General features: G+C 40.5%; 22 protein-coding genes. 3 read left to right on the top strand and 19 right to left on the bottom strand.

The genetic code is table 11. From position 1 onward, the window contains the following. The first annotated feature begins 24 nt into the window (after positions 1-24). The gene (locus RM553_RS11845; protein WP_311535145.1) at positions 25-1083 is read left to right on the top strand and encodes a class I fructose-bisphosphate aldolase; all 1059 of its coding nucleotides are present in this window, start codon (positions 25-27) and stop codon (positions 1081-1083) included. Here RM553_RS11845 and RM553_RS11840 read toward each other — a convergent pair. From RM553_RS11840 to rimO, 3 genes are read right to left on the bottom strand one after another with little or no spacing between them, the layout of a single operon-like run. Then, complete coding sequence (locus RM553_RS11840; RefSeq protein WP_311535144.1) at positions 1070-1510, bottom strand: hypothetical protein; 441 nt, start codon at positions 1508-1510, stop codon at positions 1070-1072. The two genes, RM553_RS11845 and RM553_RS11840, sit on opposite strands and share 14 nt — an antisense overlap. Beyond that, positions 1507-1923 (bottom strand): hypothetical protein, encoded by a 417-nt coding sequence (locus RM553_RS11835; RefSeq protein ID WP_311535143.1) that lies wholly within the window; start codon positions 1921-1923, stop codon positions 1507-1509. Before RM553_RS11835 ends, RM553_RS11840 begins: the two co-directional genes overlap by 4 nt. 39 nt (positions 1924-1962) lie before the next feature. Next, a complete protein-coding gene (rimO, locus tag RM553_RS11830) occupies positions 1963-3315 on the bottom strand; it encodes a 30S ribosomal protein S12 methylthiotransferase RimO (RefSeq protein ID WP_311535142.1) in 1353 nt (450 codons plus the stop codon). A 172-nt stretch (positions 3316-3487) separates the two neighbouring features. Here rimO and RM553_RS11825 point away from each other — a divergent pair, with 172 nt between their 5' ends. Beyond that, complete coding sequence (locus RM553_RS11825; protein ID WP_311535141.1) at positions 3488-4327, top strand: 5'-nucleotidase, lipoprotein e(P4) family; 840 nt, start codon at positions 3488-3490, stop codon at positions 4325-4327. 61 nt (positions 4328-4388) lie between these two features. On the opposite strand, the gene RM553_RS11820 is transcribed toward RM553_RS11825, so the two are convergent. The 15 genes from RM553_RS11820 to RM553_RS11750 all read right to left on the bottom strand — a co-directional run bounded on the left by RM553_RS11820 (position 4389) and on the right by RM553_RS11750 (position 15729). Continuing rightward, positions 4389-4661, bottom strand: a complete 273-nt coding sequence (locus tag RM553_RS11820; protein ID WP_311535140.1) for a hypothetical protein — start codon at positions 4659-4661, stop codon at positions 4389-4391. Beyond that, positions 4661-6286, bottom strand: a complete 1626-nt coding sequence (locus RM553_RS11815; protein WP_311535139.1) for an amidase family protein — start codon at positions 6284-6286, stop codon at positions 4661-4663. The genes RM553_RS11820 and RM553_RS11815 overlap by 1 nt, the downstream gene beginning before the upstream one ends. 58 nt (positions 6287-6344) lie before the next feature. Continuing rightward, positions 6345-7298, bottom strand: a complete 954-nt coding sequence (gene ftsY / locus RM553_RS11810; RefSeq protein ID WP_311535138.1) for a signal recognition particle-docking protein FtsY — start codon at positions 7296-7298, stop codon at positions 6345-6347. A 133-nt stretch (positions 7299-7431) separates the two neighbouring features. Next, on the bottom strand, positions 7432-7584 hold the full coding sequence (locus RM553_RS11805; RefSeq protein WP_311535137.1) for a DUF4295 domain-containing protein: 153 nt from the start codon (positions 7582-7584) through the stop codon (positions 7432-7434). 7 nt (positions 7585-7591) lie between these two features. After that, positions 7592-7774, bottom strand: coding sequence for a 50S ribosomal protein L33 (gene rpmG, locus RM553_RS11800; protein ID WP_311535136.1), 183 nt, complete (start codon positions 7772-7774; stop codon positions 7592-7594). 25 nt (positions 7775-7799) lie between these two features. Further along, the gene (rpmB, locus tag RM553_RS11795; protein ID WP_311502418.1) at positions 7800-8039 is read right to left on the bottom strand and encodes a 50S ribosomal protein L28; all 240 of its coding nucleotides are present in this window, start codon (positions 8037-8039) and stop codon (positions 7800-7802) included. Between the two features lie 147 nt (positions 8040-8186). Beyond that, the gene (locus RM553_RS11790; RefSeq protein WP_311535135.1) at positions 8187-9437 is read right to left on the bottom strand and encodes a competence/damage-inducible protein A; all 1251 of its coding nucleotides are present in this window, start codon (positions 9435-9437) and stop codon (positions 8187-8189) included. Further along, the gene (locus RM553_RS11785; RefSeq protein ID WP_311535134.1) at positions 9437-9775 is read right to left on the bottom strand and encodes an Hpt domain-containing protein; all 339 of its coding nucleotides are present in this window, start codon (positions 9773-9775) and stop codon (positions 9437-9439) included. Before RM553_RS11785 ends, RM553_RS11790 begins: the two co-directional genes overlap by 1 nt. A 3-nt stretch (positions 9776-9778) precedes the next feature. Beyond that, a complete protein-coding gene (locus RM553_RS11780; protein WP_311535133.1) occupies positions 9779-10393 on the bottom strand; it encodes a fumarylacetoacetate hydrolase family protein in 615 nt (204 codons plus the stop codon). Between the two features lie 10 nt (positions 10394-10403). Further along, positions 10404-11360 carry a carboxypeptidase-like regulatory domain-containing protein gene (locus RM553_RS11775; RefSeq protein WP_311535132.1) on the bottom strand — a complete coding sequence of 319 codons (957 nt, stop codon included), beginning with the start codon at positions 11358-11360 and terminating at the stop codon, positions 10404-10406. 5 nt (positions 11361-11365) lie between these two features. Next, positions 11366-12142: an exonuclease domain-containing protein gene (locus RM553_RS11770; protein ID WP_311535131.1), complete on the bottom strand. Its 777-nt coding sequence runs from the start codon at positions 12140-12142 to the stop codon at positions 11366-11368. A 144-nt stretch (positions 12143-12286) separates the two neighbouring features. Continuing rightward, complete coding sequence (locus RM553_RS11765) at positions 12287-12988, bottom strand: fasciclin domain-containing protein (protein ID WP_311535130.1); 702 nt, start codon at positions 12986-12988, stop codon at positions 12287-12289. A 240-nt stretch (positions 12989-13228) separates the two neighbouring features. Then, the gene (locus tag RM553_RS11760) at positions 13229-14569 is read right to left on the bottom strand and encodes a dihydrolipoamide acetyltransferase family protein (RefSeq protein ID WP_311535129.1); all 1341 of its coding nucleotides are present in this window, start codon (positions 14567-14569) and stop codon (positions 13229-13231) included. A gap of 229 nt (positions 14570-14798) precedes the next feature. Further along, complete coding sequence (gene recR, locus RM553_RS11755; RefSeq protein ID WP_311535128.1) at positions 14799-15416, bottom strand: recombination mediator RecR; 618 nt, start codon at positions 15414-15416, stop codon at positions 14799-14801. 61 nt (positions 15417-15477) lie between these two features. After that, positions 15478-15729, bottom strand: a complete 252-nt coding sequence (locus RM553_RS11750; protein ID WP_311535127.1) for a hypothetical protein — start codon at positions 15727-15729, stop codon at positions 15478-15480. A gap of 176 nt (positions 15730-15905) precedes the next feature. Between RM553_RS11750 and RM553_RS11745 the strand changes: the two genes are divergently transcribed. After that, complete coding sequence (locus tag RM553_RS11745; protein ID WP_311535126.1) at positions 15906-17351, top strand: sodium:solute symporter; 1446 nt, start codon at positions 15906-15908, stop codon at positions 17349-17351. Here the strand turns inward: RM553_RS11745 and RM553_RS11740 are convergent. Further along, positions 17322-17684, bottom strand: coding sequence for a CoA-binding protein (locus RM553_RS11740; RefSeq protein WP_311535125.1), 363 nt, complete (start codon positions 17682-17684; stop codon positions 17322-17324). The two genes, RM553_RS11745 and RM553_RS11740, sit on opposite strands and share 30 nt — an antisense overlap. Positions 17685-17780: the final 96 nt, after the last annotated feature.

Below are 17780 nucleotides of genomic sequence, written 5' to 3'. Positions count from 1 at the left end.
AAATACAATAAATCAGATAAGATTATGAGTACTACAGATAAAATAGCAGAAATATTAGGCAAAGACGCAGATTATTACCTGAACTATAAAAGCGAAAAAATCAAAAAAGAGCGGCTCGAAATTCCGGGGCCAAACAGCGTGGATAATTTTAGGGAAAGCGATCGCAACCCGCAGGTGTTAAGAAGCCTTAACCATCTTTATAGTCATGGCGCTTTGGGCGGAACAGGCTATATAAACATCCTGCCAATTGACCAGGGCATAGAACATTCTGCAGCATTCTCTTTCTATAAAAACCAGGATTATTTTGATCCTGAAAACATTGTAAAACTAGCTATAGAAGCCGGTTGCAATGGTGTGGCTTCCACTTTTGGAGCTTTGGCATTACATTCCAGAAAGTATGCCCACAAAATTCCTTTTATCGTGAAGATAAATCATAACGAACTTCTTACCTACCCTAATAAATACGACCAGATTCCCTACGGAACAGTAAAAGAAGCCTGGAATATGGGCGCCACGGCAATAGGCGCCACCATATATTTTGGATCGCCAGAGAGTAACCGACAGATCCAGGAAATAGCCGCTGCTTTTGAAGAAGCCCACCAATTAGGAATGGCCACTATACTGTGGTGCTACACCCGAAACAATGATTTTAAAACCGATGAAGAAGATTTTCATACCGCGGCCGATCTTACCGGCCAGGCAAACCATATTGGGGTAACTATAAAAGCTGATATTATAAAGCAGAAACTACCAACTACCAACTATGGCTTTAAAAAGATAAAATTTGCCAAATATGAAGACGAAATGTACGAAAGTCTGGCAACAGACCATCCCATCGACCTCTGCCGGTTACAGGTAGCTAATTGTTACATGGGAAAAATCGGGTTGATTAATTCCGGGGGTGGATCTAAAGGAGAATCAGATCATAAAGAAGCGGTGAGAACTGCTGTTATTAATAAACGTGCCGGAGGCTGCGGACTTATAATGGGAAGAAAAGCATTTCAGCGGCCATTAAAAGAAGGTGTCGATATTTTACAAAGTGTACAGGAAGTTTATCTTCAGAAAGATATTACAATAGCTTAAGCCGGTTAAAATCGCTAAATTCCAGTTGCAATTTCTGAAGTTCCTCTTCAGAATACCCCTTAAGGGACATCATAGTGCCGGTAGCTTTCGGTGCCTTGATGATAAGATCGTTGTTTGCAACCGTGAGATTCTTTAAATCAGAAAGTTTATATTCTATTGGTTTTTCTCCTTGCTTTTTCACGATTAGCCTTTCCTCGTTCCATTCAATGTATTCTGAGTTCTTGCCTTTAATCTGGAGAGCACTTATAAAATAAAGAATTGAGGGAATTAAATAAAGGCATGGAAGAAGAAATCTTCTAAACCATGGAGCGTTTTCCTCAAGGCTCGAAGTAATAAACATAGCTATGGCCAACAGGAACCAAAAGATTGCGAAAATCAAAAATTGATTATTCTTAAAAAAGCCGGTCTTTCGGGTGATGCGGGTCATGATGTACCAGGTTGAATCAGAGTAAAATTTGATAAATCTGCGCGGAGTTTCTCCACATCTTCCCGCCTATATTCCTTCAACTCCAGCATAATCCCATTAGCCTCACCAGATTTAATGGTTAAATGGCCTTCTGAAAAAATAAGGCGATCTACTTCTGTCCATTTATAAACAACTTCACCGTTTATAAGATCTTTTGATTTTATCTGGTAACCATTCCATTTAATATATTCTTCGCGAGAGTTCCTGGTAAAATAACCAATCGCCAAACCTCCCAATCCAATAATCATATAGGCTTCGTAAGGCATTTCAGTTTTGAGAAAATAACAAAGCGTTCCGAAGAAAAACCAAAAGCCACCCATGAGATAGGTAGCGTTCTGTTTTAAAAAATGTTGTGGCTTGGTAATTTTCGTCATTAGAAATTCTGCTAAGAATTTCTAAAATAACAAAATAAATTAAATGCTTCTAACTTTAATTTCCTTCCTTGTTGGTTTTTCAGCTTTAACACCAACCGGCTCCCCGTACAAATCAAAGTCGGCGGCATCGGTAATTTTCACCTCGTAAAAGTCTCCCGTCTTCAGGTAAACGGAAGTTGCATCAATTAAGACTTCATTATCCACATCGGGAGAATCGGCTTCTGTCCTGCCAATAAAATAATTGCCTTCTTTCCGGTCAATAATAACTTTGAATGTTTTACCGATTTTCTGCTGATTAAGTTCCCAGGAAATTTGCGACTGTATTTCCATAATTTCGTTCGCCCTTTCCTGCTTTACTTCCTGCGGCACGTTGTCTTCCAGGTTGTAGGCATGGGTATTTTCCTCATGGGAATAGGTAAAACAGCCCAGGCGTTCAAAGCGCATTTCCTGCACCCATTCTTTTAATTCCTGGAAATGTGCTTCTGTCTCCCCAGGATAACCAACAATAAGAGTAGTCCTGATTGCCATTTCCGGAACCCTGGCTCGGAATTTCTTCAGCAAATCTGTAGTTTTTTTATGGGTGGTGCCACGACGCATAGACTTCAGTAAATCGTCTGAAATATGTTGAAGGGGAATATCAAGATAATTACAAATTTTGGGCTCACGCTTCATCACCTCCAGTACATCCATAGGGAAGCCAGTGGGAAAAGCGTAGTGCAGGCGAATCCATTCAATCCCCTCCACCTTTACAAGGTTTTCAAGAAGTTCAGCTAAATTTCTTTTCTTATATAGATCAAGGCCGTAATAAGTTAAATCCTGCGCAATAAGTATAAGTTCTTTTACGCCGTTAGCCGCAAGTTTTTCAGCTTCAGTCACAAGATTTTCGATAGGCGTTGATTTATGCCCGCCGCGCATGAGCGGAATGGCGCAGAAAGAGCAAGGACGGTCACAACCTTCAGCAATTTTTAAATAAGCGTAGTTCTTTGGAGTAGTGGTTAACCGCTCTCCAATAAGTTCATGTTTGTAATCTGCTTCCAGGGCTTTAAGAAGTCCGGGTAATTCTGTAGTTCCAAAATACTGGTCCACATTGGGAATTTCCTTTTGTAAATCGGGCTTATAGCGTTCACTTAAACAGCCGGTAACAAAAACCTTGTCCACCTCGCCCTGCTCTTTCTTTTCAACAAATTCCAGAATAGTATTTACCGACTGTTCCTTGGCATTATCTATAAAACCGCAGGTATTTATTACTACAATATTTCCTTCTTCCTCGTGCACCACGTCCTTTTTATTGGCGCGTAGCTGCCCCATTAACACCTCGCTGTCGTAAACATTCTTACTACAGCCAAGGGTAACTACATTTATCCTGTTCTTCTTAATCGACTTCGTCCGCATGCATCCTTAATTTGGAGTGCAAAAGTAATGAAGATGAATGAAATACCCGCGCATCCACCAATTTTTAAGCAGAAAAACCCTGAAGTGATCCGATAGAACAAAACTTATTTTGGGAGAATTACCATAAATTTGAAGATCTGAAATTATAATCCTTTTAAACATGTATTTGAATATGTATGACGCATCACGTTTAAGAATTTTTGCGATCACGTTTTTCTGCATCTCAGTTTTTTCCTGTAAACCCGGGCAGGAAACAGCAGCAACTCCCGTGAATATTGATCCTGGCTATAATCAACTTTCTGAACAGCTTGTAATGAGTACGCTATGGTTTCAGAATTCTCTGGAAGCCAGGCAGCTTTATATACAAACTTATGAACTGGCAAAGATCAAGTTACTGGCAAATAATGATAAATCTGTGGGCGGAAAACCAAATGCTGTGGTGCTGGACATAGATGAAACTGTGCTTGACAACAGCGCTTATGAAGCACGGCTGATTGAAAAAGGTGAAAATTATGCTTCTGAAAGTTGGGCAAATTGGGTAAATGAAGAAAACGCGCCCGCTCTTCCCGGGGCAGTGGATTTTATAAATTTCGCACAGGAAAATAACGTGTCAGTTTTTCTTGTATCCAATCGAAACGTAGAAACCCTCGATGCCACCTTCAACAATCTTGAAAAAGTTGGTATACAAGTGGAAGAAGACCATGTTCTTCTTAAAAAAGATACTTCTAATAAAGACGCAAGAAGGGAAAAAATAAGCGAAAATTATGAGGTGATCCTGTATGTGGGAGATCAACTGACGGATTTTGCCAGTATTTTTGATACTCCTTCGGAAGCTGAAAAACTTCTGAACAGGGAAAACGACAGTCTTCAAAAAGTACTTAACCAAAAATTCATTATTCTTCCAAACCCCATGTACGGCACTTTTGAACAGGCTGTATATCCGGAAGGGGATTTAAATAACCAACAAAAAAGTGAGGCCAGAAAAAAAGCCCTGAATACTGCAGGACTTTAAATTTTCTAAAAATATCCCGTTGCCAAAGCTTTAGCTACGGGATATTTATTTTGTAGAATTTCTAGAATTGATTGTGTAGAAAAATCATCAGGTCTTTTTCAAAATACCGGATAGAACCTATTAAAATTGCTCCGGCAATAGCATAAACCCACGTGAATTTATTTCTTTTTAAACAGAAACCACCCCAGGTAGCCAATGCTGCAAAAGGCAAACAAAGAATTAAATTGGCATCGGCCCATGCCCCTTGAAAGATGGCGATCAACTTCATAATAATATAGAAGATACTATAGAAGAAGATCACTTTGGAAATTATTATCAAATTTCTTCGGGACATTAATCCTGGTAATTTTCAGGAGAAACCCGGCGATGAGAAGCTTCTTCGTAGGCCTTGGCCCAGTTAAGAAGCGCCTGTTCCTCAAAAGGTTTTGCAAAGAACGTTAAACCCTTAGGGGCACCATTTTCTGCATATCCCATAGGCACAGTGATAGCGGGATATTGTGCGACTGCAGCAAAACCGGCATGATAATTATTTATTGAAATTACGCCGTCAAGATTATGCTCCTGCATGGGCACATCAAAAAACTGCCTCCCGTTGGTCTTCAGCGTATCTTTAATGGCGGTAAATTCTTCAGGAGTGGCAGAATCTTTCATTATTCCTTCAAATAAGGATTGCCCATACGGCGCCCTGGCAGTAGGCACCTGCGAGTTGTAATGATATACATCCCCTACATTGCTTACTTCAAGTTCACCACCGTAATTCCGGAAATAATCTGGCAAATCTTTTTTCATATCAAGATTTAGAAGGCGTGTAAAATTAGGCAAATCCAGGTCTTCTGCCTCAAATTCCACTACCTCAGCCCCGGCTTGCTTTAAATCCTTTATGGCCTGCACATAAAGTGAATCTTCCATTAAAGCCTTGATGGCTCCAAAACGTTTTCCCTGTAAAGAAGCATTTTCCAGGGGTTCTGAATAGTCTGCAATCACTTCAATGTTCTTTGTTGCAGGATCCTTAGTATCCTTCCCCGACATTGCTGAAAGAAGAATAGCATTATCCACAACATTTTTGGTAATAGGCCCCGGAGTGTCCAAAGTGCTGGAAATTGGAACAATTCCACCGCGGCTTAATACTCCAATGGTAGGTTTTAAACCAACCAGGGAATTTTGGCTTGAAGGAGACAAAATAGAGCCTGAAGTTTCGGAGCCAACAGCTACCGGGGCGAGATTTGCCGCCACAGCCACCGCACTTCCCGAACTGGAACCGCCGGTATCCAGGATTTTTCTTCCATATGGATTAAGGGTTTGCCCTCCTACTGCAGAATAGCCGCTAGGACAATCTCCGCAGAAGAAATACGCCCATTCGCTCAGGTTTGCTTTCCCCAAAATAAGGGCACCGTGTTCTTTTAACTTTTCAACGATAAAAGCATCATCGGTTTCATTATTCTGAAGCGCCACCGCTCCAGCTGTGGTCGGCATATTTTCAGTATTGATATTGTCCTTCAGCAGCACAGGTATTCCATAAATTGGATGTTTACCACCCGCTTTTTTCTGTTCATCCTTCTGGCGTGCTTCTTCCAGTAAATTTGGATTTAAAGATATTACCGAGTTAAGGGAAAGCTCATTATTACGATCAAATTTTTGAATACGCTTCAGGTAAAATAATGCCAGTTCTTCATAGCTAAGCTTACCTGAGGAAATTGCATCCTGGATTTCGGGAATACTTTTATCGTAAACAAGAGGTTTGATTTCGGCATAACGCCCATCGGCAAATTCTGAGATCGCTTCAGCAAAAGGAGCCATTAAAGAATCCTTCTCAATAAATTCTGAATCCAAAACCTTAAACTCCATTTCTTCCTGTTCTGCCACTGTATCCTGAACCGCGGATTCATCCGACTCATTATCTTTTTTTTCACCGCAGGAGAATATGGAAACAAGAAGAATTGATAGTAAAAGCTTTTTCATCTAAAATTGGTTTAATAAATATTGATGTTTGATATTGCGGAATTTTAGGAAGTTGTTCCTACTTAAAGAAAGAGTCTACGAATTCATACTTATTGAAAACCTGCAAATCTTCCACGCCCTCGCCTACTCCAATGTATTTTACCGGGATCTGGAACTGGTCGCTAATTCCAATTACCACCCCGCCTTTGGCAGTTCCATCGAGTTTGGTTACAGCCAGGGAAGTTACCTCGGTGGCCGCGGTAAATTGTTTTGCCTGTTCAAACGCATTCTGGCCGGTAGATCCATCCAGTACCAGTAAAACCTCATGTGGGGCATCTGGAATAACTTTTTGCATCACCCGTTTTACCTTTGTAAGCTCCTTCATTAGGTTAATTTTATTGTGCAATCTTCCGGCGGTATCTATAAGCACCACGTCAGCTTTTTGTTTAACCGCGCTCTGGACGGTATCAAAAGCCACAGAAGCGGGATCGCTGCCCATACTTTGTTTTACAATGGGAACATCTGTTCTTTCCGCCCAGATTTGCAACTGGTCTATAGCCGCGGCCCTAAACGTATCGGCAGCCCCAAGAATCACATTTTTTCCTGAATTCTTAAATTGATGGGCTAGTTTCCCTATAGTGGTGGTTTTTCCCACACCATTCACTCCTACAACCATTATCACATGAGGCGTGGCAGTATTGGGAATCTGGATTTCTGCAGCTTCCCCGCTGTTGGTTTCTGAAAGCAGACCAGCAATTTCTTCCCTTAAAATTTTATTTAATTCATCTGTGCCCATATATTTATCACGGGCCACCCGGTCTTCAATCCGGTTTATTATCTTAATGGTAGTGGCAACACCTACATCACTGCTTACCAATACATCCTCCAGGTCGTCCAGCACCTCATCATCAACCCTGGATTTTCCGGCAACCGCCTTACTCATTTTGGAAAAAAAGCTGCTCTTGGATTTTTCCAGGCCCTTATCCAGGGTTTCCTTTTTTTCTTTCGAAAAGATCTTTTTAAATAAACTCATCTTTGGTAGGTTTAAAAATCGCAAAATTCCGGAACCATACATCCAGAATTTGAAGTGTAAATATACACAAAAACAAAAAGCCGTCCAGATTACACAGGACGGCTTTTAATATCATTTATCGGGAAGTCGCCGATTAATTTTTCTTTAAAAAATCGTTTACATCCTCGGGAGCCATAATCGCTTCAACAAACGTATAGGCACCTGTCTTTGGAGATTTCACCATTTTTATCGCTTTGGTCAATCTTTTAGACCCTGTCTGTAATGCTGCTACTGATTTCTTTGCCATGACTCAATTATTTTATTTCTTTATGAACAGTCATCTTCTTAAGGATTGGGTTGAATTTCTTCAGCTCCAACCTGTCCGGAGTGTTCTTTTTGTTCTTGGTTGTGATATATCTTGAGGTTCCAGGTTTTCCTGTTGCCTTATGCTCTGTACATTCTAATATAACCTGTACTCTGTTGCCTTTCTTTGCCATTTCGTTCTGTTTTTTTACTTAGGACTTATTTCTTCATGAATCCTTTTTCTCTCGCCTCTTTAATTACAGCAGAGATGCCTTTCTTATTGATATTTTTAAGCGCTGAGGTAGATACCCTTAAAGTTACCCATCTATCCTCTTCAGGAATAAAAAAACGTTTTTTAACCAAATTGGCATTAAATTTACGCTTGGTCTTATTCATTGCGTGAGAAACGTTATTCCCGACCATCGCTTTTTTACCCGTAAGTTCACAAACTCTTGACATTGCTCTATTCTTTAAACTCGTTATTTAAAACAGGCTGCAAATTAACGATTTTTTTCTCAATCCACCAACTGAAAATAAAATTATTTAAAGCTACAGCTTACTGTATATCTTTCCAGTAAAAACAACAAGTTCCAGGCTTTTACAGCTTTAAACTCTGGTTAATTCCCTCAAAATCATTTCAAAAGCTTTATTTACAGTCTTTTTTACCACCTGCTCCCTGCTGTTTCCAAAAACAAAACGCCTGGAAAAAACCTTTTCAGGAGTGGCTACCGCGATGTAAACAGTCCCCACATCGGCATCGCTGTCTCCTTTGGTTGGGCCAGCATTACCTGTTGTGCCTATTCCATAATCTGATTTAAACATTTCCCTGGCTCTCTCAGCCATTTTTTCGGCCACCTCTGCACTTACCACGCTATGCTTCTCTATTAATGCTGAAGGGATTTTTAAAACTTCTTCTTTAGCCTGGGTGGCGTAGGAAACAATCCCGCCTTTAAAGCAGCTTGATGCTCCGGGGTTTAGGGTGAATTCAGCCGCAAGTTCACCTCCTGTACAACTTTCGGCAGCCGAAAGGAACTGCCCGCGGGAAGTTAGCAGTTTACTGATGGTTACCGCTATATCATCATCGGCAGCAACAGAATCGGCAACAATATCTTCTATTAAGGGGTAAAGTTTTTCAAATTCCTTTTCTATGGCAAGTTTAAGCTCATCCTCCTTCTCCCCTTTTCCGGAAAGCCGAAGCCTTACATTTCCCAGATCGGGAAGATAGGCCAGTTTAATAAATTCCGGCAGGTTGCTTTCCCAGTCTTCAATTCTTTCAGCAATAGCACTTTCCCCCATTCCATAAGTGCGAATGGTTTTATGATAAATAAACGGCCGCTTAAATTCTTTTTTTAAGCGGGGGACGATCTCCGTCTCCATTAGTTTCTTCATTTCAAATGGAACCCCGGGAACCGCAATATAAACTGTATTGTCTTTCTTTAACCACAAACCGGGAGCAGTGCCAAATTTGTTAAAAAGCACTGTAGCCTTGGAAGGCACCATTGCCTGCTCCCTATTAAGGTCAGACATTACGGCATTTTCTATTTTCTTGAACAGCTCCTCAATATGTTCCAGGACCTTTTCATCAAGCTGAAGCGTATCTTCAAAAAATTCACACAAGGAATATTTGGTCACGTCATCCTTTGTTGGTCCCAGTCCACCGGTAATAATAACCACATTGGCGCGGCTTCCCGTATCCTTAAGAGTTTGAAGAATATGCTCTTTTTCATCTTCAATAGAAATAATCTGGTGCACAGCAATCCCAATCTGGTTAAGTTCCTGTGCAATATGTGCGGAATTGGTATCTACGATCTGCCCTATCAGAATCTCATCCCCAATCGTAATAATTTCAGCAGTCATTATAAATTAAAATCACGCTTTAGGGCAATACTTGCCACATTTACTTTCTTGGTTATTTTGGCGGCTGCTTCCGGCACCTGGTCCTTTAATTTCCCCTGCTTGGACCATGCCTCAATAACCTTTATCTGTTCCATTAGATTAAGCCCGAAAAGCTGCAGGTTAGGTTTCATTTTATGCGCGAACTGATATGCAAGCCCGGCATTATCATTTTCTATAGCCTCATTCATTGCCTCCACGTCTGGGGGGATTTCTTCTAAAAAAGTTTGCACCACCACCATCATAAAATCTTCATCCCCGCCTGCCATTTCTTTAACTTCGTCCAGGTTATAGTTGTTCATAGGTTATTTGATTTGGATTGAAAAAATTTTTTCCTGCCCGATAAAACCTGTTAATCTGTCATTTATTTCCACTTTTCCCACCCCGGAAGGAGTACCTGTAAAGATCACATCCCCTATTTTAAGAGTAAAAAAGGTCGAAATGTAAGAGATCAACTCGTCAATCTTCCATAACATAAGGGAAGTATTGCCGTTTTGAACGGCCTTATCGTTCTTCAAAAGACTAAAGTTAAGATTATTTATGTCTTTTATCTCATTTTTATTAAGCCATTTTTCTCCTATTACAGCCGCACCGTCAAAAGCTTTTGCCTTTTCCCATGGCAGGCCTTTTTCCTTTAATTTCTGCTGAAGGTCCCTGGCGGTGAAGTCTATTCCCAGTCCTACCTGATCGTAATATTTATGGGCGAACTTTTGCTGAATATGCTTTCCAACCTTTTTGATTTTTACCAGTACCTCCACTTCATAATGAACATCATTAGAAAAATCAGGAATAAAAAAGGGCTGTTTTTTAAGCAAAATTGCGGTATCAGGCTTTTGAAATATTACCGGCTCTTCCGGCCTTTCATTTTTTAATTCTGAAATATGTTCGGTATAATTTCTTCCAATGCAGATAATCTTCATGCTTCAGCAATTAATCGGTTAAGGTTATTTTAAAGGCGGGCGCGGGAACTTCCCCTTTTAACGCCGGATTGGAATTATCTAAAATATTCATTTTTTTCCAACCATTGGTATCTTTAAAATAGGATTTAAAATTACCAGATCCCTTCTCCAAAGTTCCTTTAAAGACAGGTAAATATTTTACAATTTTAACATCTTTGTACAGCAGCGTATCTTTGGAGCGGTATACGCGATAATCTTTTTCTTCAACATATTTGTTTTCTTCAATAAACAGATGTTCTACTGCTACAAAAAAACCTTCTTCCGGAATAAAAATCCGATATTTAAGAAGCGGCATTTTCACTTTAAAGCGATTAGGGTCTCTCTCTACTATCAAATCTGATCTCAATAGATCTTCCCCGGGCAGTCCATCTTCTCCCACCGCCATTATCCTCAACCTGAATTTTGATCTCCTGCCGGAATTTAGACCGGTAGAGAAAAAGCGCACCTCCACCTGTTCCAGGAAACAACCTCCTTCAAAATTTTCCGGTCTCTCATAATATCTCGCGACAATACTGGGAAATTGCCCGCCGCTAAAATTGCCCAGACCTATCGGGTCTTTCCCCCTGAAATCGTTTATTTTTTCAGAATGTTCCCGGGTGATGTTATACAGCCGTACTTCAGACAGATTGCTTACCTCCGGCTGCATCCTTACAACCTTCCCTTCAAGTGCCGCAAGGTTTATTCTTTTGGTTTTGAAGCCTACATAACTAAATTTAAGCACAGTTGATGCAGCCGCATTTTTTAGCAAAAAGGAAAATCTCCCCTGCCCGTCAGTTGATGTGCCGCGATGTTTTTCCTCAAGAACGATGTTAACATACGGCAAAGGCTCTAGAGTTTCAGCATTTACCACCTGACCCACAACATGTTTTTCCTGTGCAGTAGTGAGATAAAAACACAGCAAAAACAATGCGGAAAAAAGCTGTTTCATTTTGCTCAGGAAAGCTTGTTGTTGAGCTTTCTTAATTTAATGGCGGTAAGTACTTTTTTGGTGTACAAAGGGAATTCCGCATTCTGTATCCAGCCGAAATAACCCGGCTCTTCCTCCAGCACCTTTTCTACAAGTTTACCTTTGTATTTCCCAAAAGAAAATATTTCCTGGCCTTTTTTGTCGTAGCAAATAAAACCGGCAAAATCGGCAAACCTTCTTCTGGCAGTAAAGCCGGAAAGCCATTTTATATCGTTGGTAAGATCATCATATTTGTCCAGTTGGGATTTCAGCACCTCATAGGTGGCATTGGTATCGGCTTCAGCGGTATGGGCATCTTCGAGATTTTTTCCGCAGTAAAACTGGTATGCTGCAGAAAGGGTGCGCTGTTCTTTTTTGTGAAAAATCGTCTGCACGTCTACAGCGTACATGTTTTTCATTTCAAAATCCACACCGGCGCGAAGCATTTCTTCAGCCAGCATAGGAATATCAAAACGGTTAGAATTGTAGCCACCAAGATCGCAGCCTTTAATCATTTCATATACCTGTGGCGCCAGCTCCTTAAAAGTTGGTTCATTAGCTATTTTTTCATTAGAAATGCCATGAATGGCAACCACCTCATCTGGTATGTTCATTTCCGGATTTACCAGCCAGCTCCTGCTTTCTTTGTTTCCGTTAGGATGTACTTTTAAAACCGCAATTTCCACAATCCTGTCTTTCACGAGGTTTGTTCCTGTGGTCTCTAAATCAAAAAAACAGATAGGTTTGGTAAGTTTTAATTCCATGAAAATATTTTTTTCAAAGATAATATAAAATGACCGCCCGAAAGATTTTAGCGGAAGCCTAATTCATAAATTCCCGTAAAAATGAAGAAAGCCATGGATTTCTCCACGGCTTCCCCGGTTTAATTTTGGTTGGTTATACCTGTATTAATCGGTAAAAACATCCCGTGTGGGTTCCACTACGGAACTTACAATATGAATAATCCCGTTTTTAGCATCAATGTCAGATTTTACCACTTCTGCCCCACCCACATAAATCACGTTTCCGCTCATTTCGGTATCGATGGTAATTTCTTCTTCTGAAGAAGTTTCTATAGCCTGGGAGCTGTTAAAATCTATAGCAGAAACTTTTCCCGGTAAAATGTGCCTCTGAATAAATCTTGACAATTGTGCTTTATTATTAGGATCTTTAAGCATATTGAATTTCTCCAGCGGCATATCCTCAAAAGCTTCATTTGTAGGGGCAAATACAGTAACTGGCCCGGTATAATTAAGTTTGGTGCCTGTATTGGCCATTTTTGCAAGTGCTGCAAAGGTAGAGAGGTTCTTATCCCTTCCTATCAAATCCAATATGTCATAATCTTTGGTATCTACGCCCCCAAACATATTATCATAATCCATATCTGAACTTGGGTAAGGAAGCTCTGCATTACTTGTAGTCATGTTGTTTTGATCAGTTTCATTTCCCGTCATAGTATTTCCATCAATCGTACTGCCTGCACTATTACTTTGGTCATAAGTATTATTGGAGTTTTCTGAATTACTGGAAGCTCCCCCGCATCCATATATAGATGCACCTACTACGGTTAAAAAGGCTACTAAAACAGATTTTAAATAAGGAGTTTTCATATTTTATTTTTTTGAGTTAACTATTTTGATTTCTTTCTAAACACGTTGCTTAAAAGTTGAATCTTCACTTTAAGTTACAAATTGCTTCGCACCATAACCCACTTAAAAACAGAATTTTAACACCAAAAATAAAAGTTTATCATTTTTTAAGAATCCTGGCAGTTTTATTGTTGGAAAATTGACAAAATCAAAAAAGCCGCAGAGAATTTCTGCGGCTTTAGATAACTTTAAAAGTATTTTTTAAATTTCCCGGTCTTTATCGAAACCTTCAAGATATTGTGCCACGCGCTGTACAAACTGGCCGCCTAAAGCCCCGTTTACCACGCGATGGTCATAACTATGGGAAAGGAACATTTTGTGACGGATTCCTATAAAATCTCCATCAGGAGTTTCTATAACTGCGGGGACTTTTCTAATAGCACCCAGCGCAAGGATTCCCACCTGCGGCTGATTAATAATAGGAGTTCCCATTACGCTGCCAAAAGTACCTACGTTGGTAACGGTATAAGTACCTCCCTGGATTTCATCTGGCTTAAGTTTATTCTGGCGGGCTCGTGCGGCAAGATCGTTTACAGCCTTAGCCATACCAACAATATTCAACCTGTCTGCATTTCTGATGACCGGAACAATAAGGTTCCCATCAGGAAGGGCCGCAGCCATCCCCAGGTTTATATTTTTCTTTTTAATGACTTTATCTCCATCTACAGAAATATTGATCATAGGGAAATCCCTGATCGCTTTGGCCACAGCTTCCATAAAAATTGGAGTAAAGGTTAATTTCTCACCTTCTCTTTTCAGGAAATCAGCTTTATGTTTATTCCTCCAATTCCAGATGTTGGTAATGTCTACTTCTATAAAAGACTGTACATGTGCCGATTTCTGTACACTTTCTACCATATGATGGGCTATCATTTTCCCCATACGGCTCATTTCAATAATTTCATCTTCTCCAGACCTAACAGGAGTGTCTTGTTGCGCAACCGCCGGTTCTAAACGGGATGTTTCGATCTTTTTGCCTTTAGAGGCCTGTTGCGGCTTTTCTGCAGCAGAATTCGTTGAAGGTCGCTGCCTGCCATTCTCCACGTAAGCCAGAATATCGTGCTTGGTAACCCGGCCATCCTTCCCGGTGCCGTCTATTTTTTCTAATTCCTCCAGGCTAATATTCTCTTCTTTTGCAATATTTTTTACCAGCGGAGAATAAAAACGGGAAGAATCTGAAAAATCCTCTCCCGACGCTGCTTGCTGTGCATTTTCGACCCTCGCTTCCAATTCATCTACAAGATCCTCTTCCTCCTCTGTATCTTCTTCCAGATCAAAAGAATCGTCACTATCTATTTCTGCTTCAGTTTCAATTATCGCAATAGTCTGCCCCACCTGTACCACATCATCTGCTTCAAAAAGTTTTTCCACAAGTTTACCATCAACTTCACTTGGCACTTCACTGTCAACTTTGTCTGTGGCAATTTCAAGCACCGGCTCATCTGCTTCTATGGTATCTCCCACTTCTTTTAACCAGCTTGTGATAGTTGCTTCAGCAACACTTTCTCCCATTTTAGGTAGTTTCAGTTCGAATTTTGCCATATTTATAATTGAAAGATGTTTTTGATTAAATCGTTTGCGAATTTACTCAATTTAAGGGACTGGTAGTATTAAAAAAATCAATAAAAATGGTTTTTACTGAATTTTTTATTTTCAAAATCCCCTTCCTGAATTCGGGTAAAATTACAATTTCAACTGCTGAATTTAAAAAGAATAACATGTTTTTAAGTTCTCGCAGCATGAAGAACCTTATTGATTTTTCCAGGTGAAGCTAATTTTTCATTGAATTTTCAAAAGGTACACGGTTGGTAATACTCCTGCCCAACGTAACTTCATCTGCATACTCCAGCTCATCCCCTACTGAAATTCCGCGGGCAATTGTAGATGTTTTTATTCCCGTTCCTTCCAGTTGCTTAAAAATGTAAAAATTAGTGGTATCACCTTCCAGCGTGCTGCTAAGCGCAAAGATTATTTCCTCCACTTTGCCAGCTTTAACTTTCTCCACCAGGGGTTTAATGCTAAGCTGGGAAGGGCCAATCCCGTCCATAGGGCTAATTTTCCCTCCCAAAACATGGTAATGCCCGCGGTATTGCCCCGTATTTTCAATCGCCATCACATCGCGAATATCTTCTACCACGCACACTATTTCGCTAATCCGGTTTGGATTTGAACAAATTTCACAGAGCTCGGTATCGCTTATGTTGAAACAGTTGCTGCACAGCTTGATTTCTGTTCGTAGTTTTGTGAGGGCAGCTGCAAGTTGTTCGGTTTGTGCTTCAGGCTGTTTTAAAAGATGAAGCACCAGCCGCAGGGCTGTTCTTTTTCCAATGCCGGGAAGCTGAGACATTTCATCTACCGCCTGTTCCAGTAATTTTGAAGAAAAATCCATGCGCGAATTTAATCAATTTTCATCGATTTTCTTAACCCTTACAAGTAGAGTTAGAAACATCTCACACCTTCGATTCTCCAGTTTTTCTCCCGCGGATTACGCAGAACACCGCAGATAAATTTCGCTCTCCATTATCCACCCAATTTTTCCACTTTTCACTTTTTTTCTCTTTAACTCCTACTTCTTCACTTGTTTTCTCCCGCGGATCACGCAGACTACCGCAGATATAACTCCTCTCCAATATCCATCCAATTTTTCCACTTTTCACTTTTTTCCTCCTTAACTCCTTTACTTCTTCACTTGTTTTCTCCAACGGATCAAATAATACCTTACATATAATTTTTCTCTCTATTGTTCATTCTCCATTGTTAATTGCCAATTGTGCATCAAATTTTCCACTCTCCACTCCCCACTCCTTTTCTCTTTTACTTTTTTACTTTCCTTAACCCGCACCAAATTTGTAATTTCGCACGCATAATTCATATTTTCATGCAGCCGTACCAGATTTTGCTCCTTATAGCCGGATATTTTGGCGTACTTATCCTAATTTCATATTTAACCAGCCGAGGTGGCAGCAACGCAGAATTTTTTAAAGCCAACAGGCAGGCCCCGTGGTACCTTGTGGCTTTCGGGATGATTGGCGCCTCCCTTAGCGGGGTCACCTTTATATCCATTCCGGGTACGGTAGAAACTCAGGGGTTTAGTTATTTCCAGGTGGTACTGGGGTACACTCTGGGATATGCCGTAATTGGCCTGGTGCTGCTCCCGCTTTATTACCGGCTTAACCTCACTTCAATATACAGTTACCTGGAGAGCAGGTTTGGGAAATATTCCTATAAAACAGGAGCTTCATTTTTCCTGCTTTCAAGGGTAGTGGGCTCCAGTTTCCGCCTTTTTCTTGTGGCAAATGTATTGCAACTGGTAGTTTTCGATGCTATGGGCGTACCGTTTTACGCAACGGTTTCCATCACTATCCTGCTAATCTGGCTGTACACTTTTAAAAGCGGGATTAATACTATCGTTTGGACAGATACCCTGCAAACTTTGTTCATGCTCCTGGCACTGGGAATAACCATTATCTTTATTTCTGAAGATCTGGGCTTTTCCGCAGGAAACATTATGAACTATCTTTCTGAAAGCGATATGTCCAAAATGTTTTATTTTGAAGACTGGAAGAGCAGGGACTATTTCTTTAAACAATTTATATCGGGTGCTTTTATCGCAATTGTAATGACGGGGCTGGACCAGGATATGATGCAGAAAAACCTTACCTGCAGGACGCTGAAGGACGCCCAAAAGAACATGTTCTGGTTTACCCTGGTGCTTACCATTGTGAATTTCTTCTTTCTTGCCCTGGGAGTATTGCTTACCAATTATGCCGATTTAAATGGCATCACCGAAACCCGGGACGACCTTTTCCCGGCGATCGCCACCAGCGGCGAATTAGGGATGGGTGTGGCAATTTTCTTTATTTTGGGGCTCATTGCCGCGGCTTATTCCAGTGCAGACAGTGCTTTAACCGCTCTCACCACTTCCTTCAGCATTGATATCCTGGATATTGAAAAGAAATATTCTGAAGAAAAACAGGTGAAAATAAGGAAGGCAATTCATATTGGGATTTCCCTGCTGCTCATCCTGGTTATGCTGATTTTTAAATATGCCATCGCCGATAAAAGCGTGATCAATAAATTATTTGAATTTGCAGGATATACCTACGGCCCCTTGCTGGGACTTTATTCCTTTGGCCTTTTTACCAACTGGCAGGTTAAAGACAGGTTTGTACCGGCCATTGCCTTACTCTCACCTTTGCTGTCCTATATAATTAGTGTGAACAGTCTGGCATGGTTCGGGTTTGAATTTGGATTTTTTATCCTTATCCTTAACGGGCTGCTTACCTTCCTGGGCTTAGTACTGGTTCGTACTCAGCATAATTAAGGTACAGGCTACCTCTACTTCTATATGTTCCTGTTGTAACAATTTATAAAGCTCAGGATTTTCGGTACCGGGATTAAAAATCACCCTGTTTGGGTTTAGAGATAAGATATAATCATAATACTCCGGCTGCCTCCTGGGATTAATGTACAGGGTTATGGTATCTATCCCTTCAAAAGGCCGCATCTCCTTAACGATATTTACGCCGGCCACTTCACCTTCTCTCAAACCTATCGCTACTGTTGGTTGTCCTCTGGAAACCAGACGGTTTATGGCCATAAACGAATATCTTGCAGGATTGGTTGAGGCTCCTATTACTAAAGTTTTCTTCTTCATAACACTAATTTAGAGTTTCTCCATTAGTGTAACAAGTTTCAAATTATAAAGTCTTTATAATAGAACCGGTTCTGCAGGCTTTCCGGTTAAACTCTT

The sequence above is a fragment of the Autumnicola tepida genome (assembly GCF_031846485.1).
Lineage (GTDB): Bacteria > Bacteroidota > Bacteroidia > Flavobacteriales > Flavobacteriaceae > Autumnicola > Autumnicola tepida.
The sequence above is the reverse complement of the archived record's forward strand: the minus strand, read 5'-3'. Positions and strand labels throughout refer to the sequence as shown.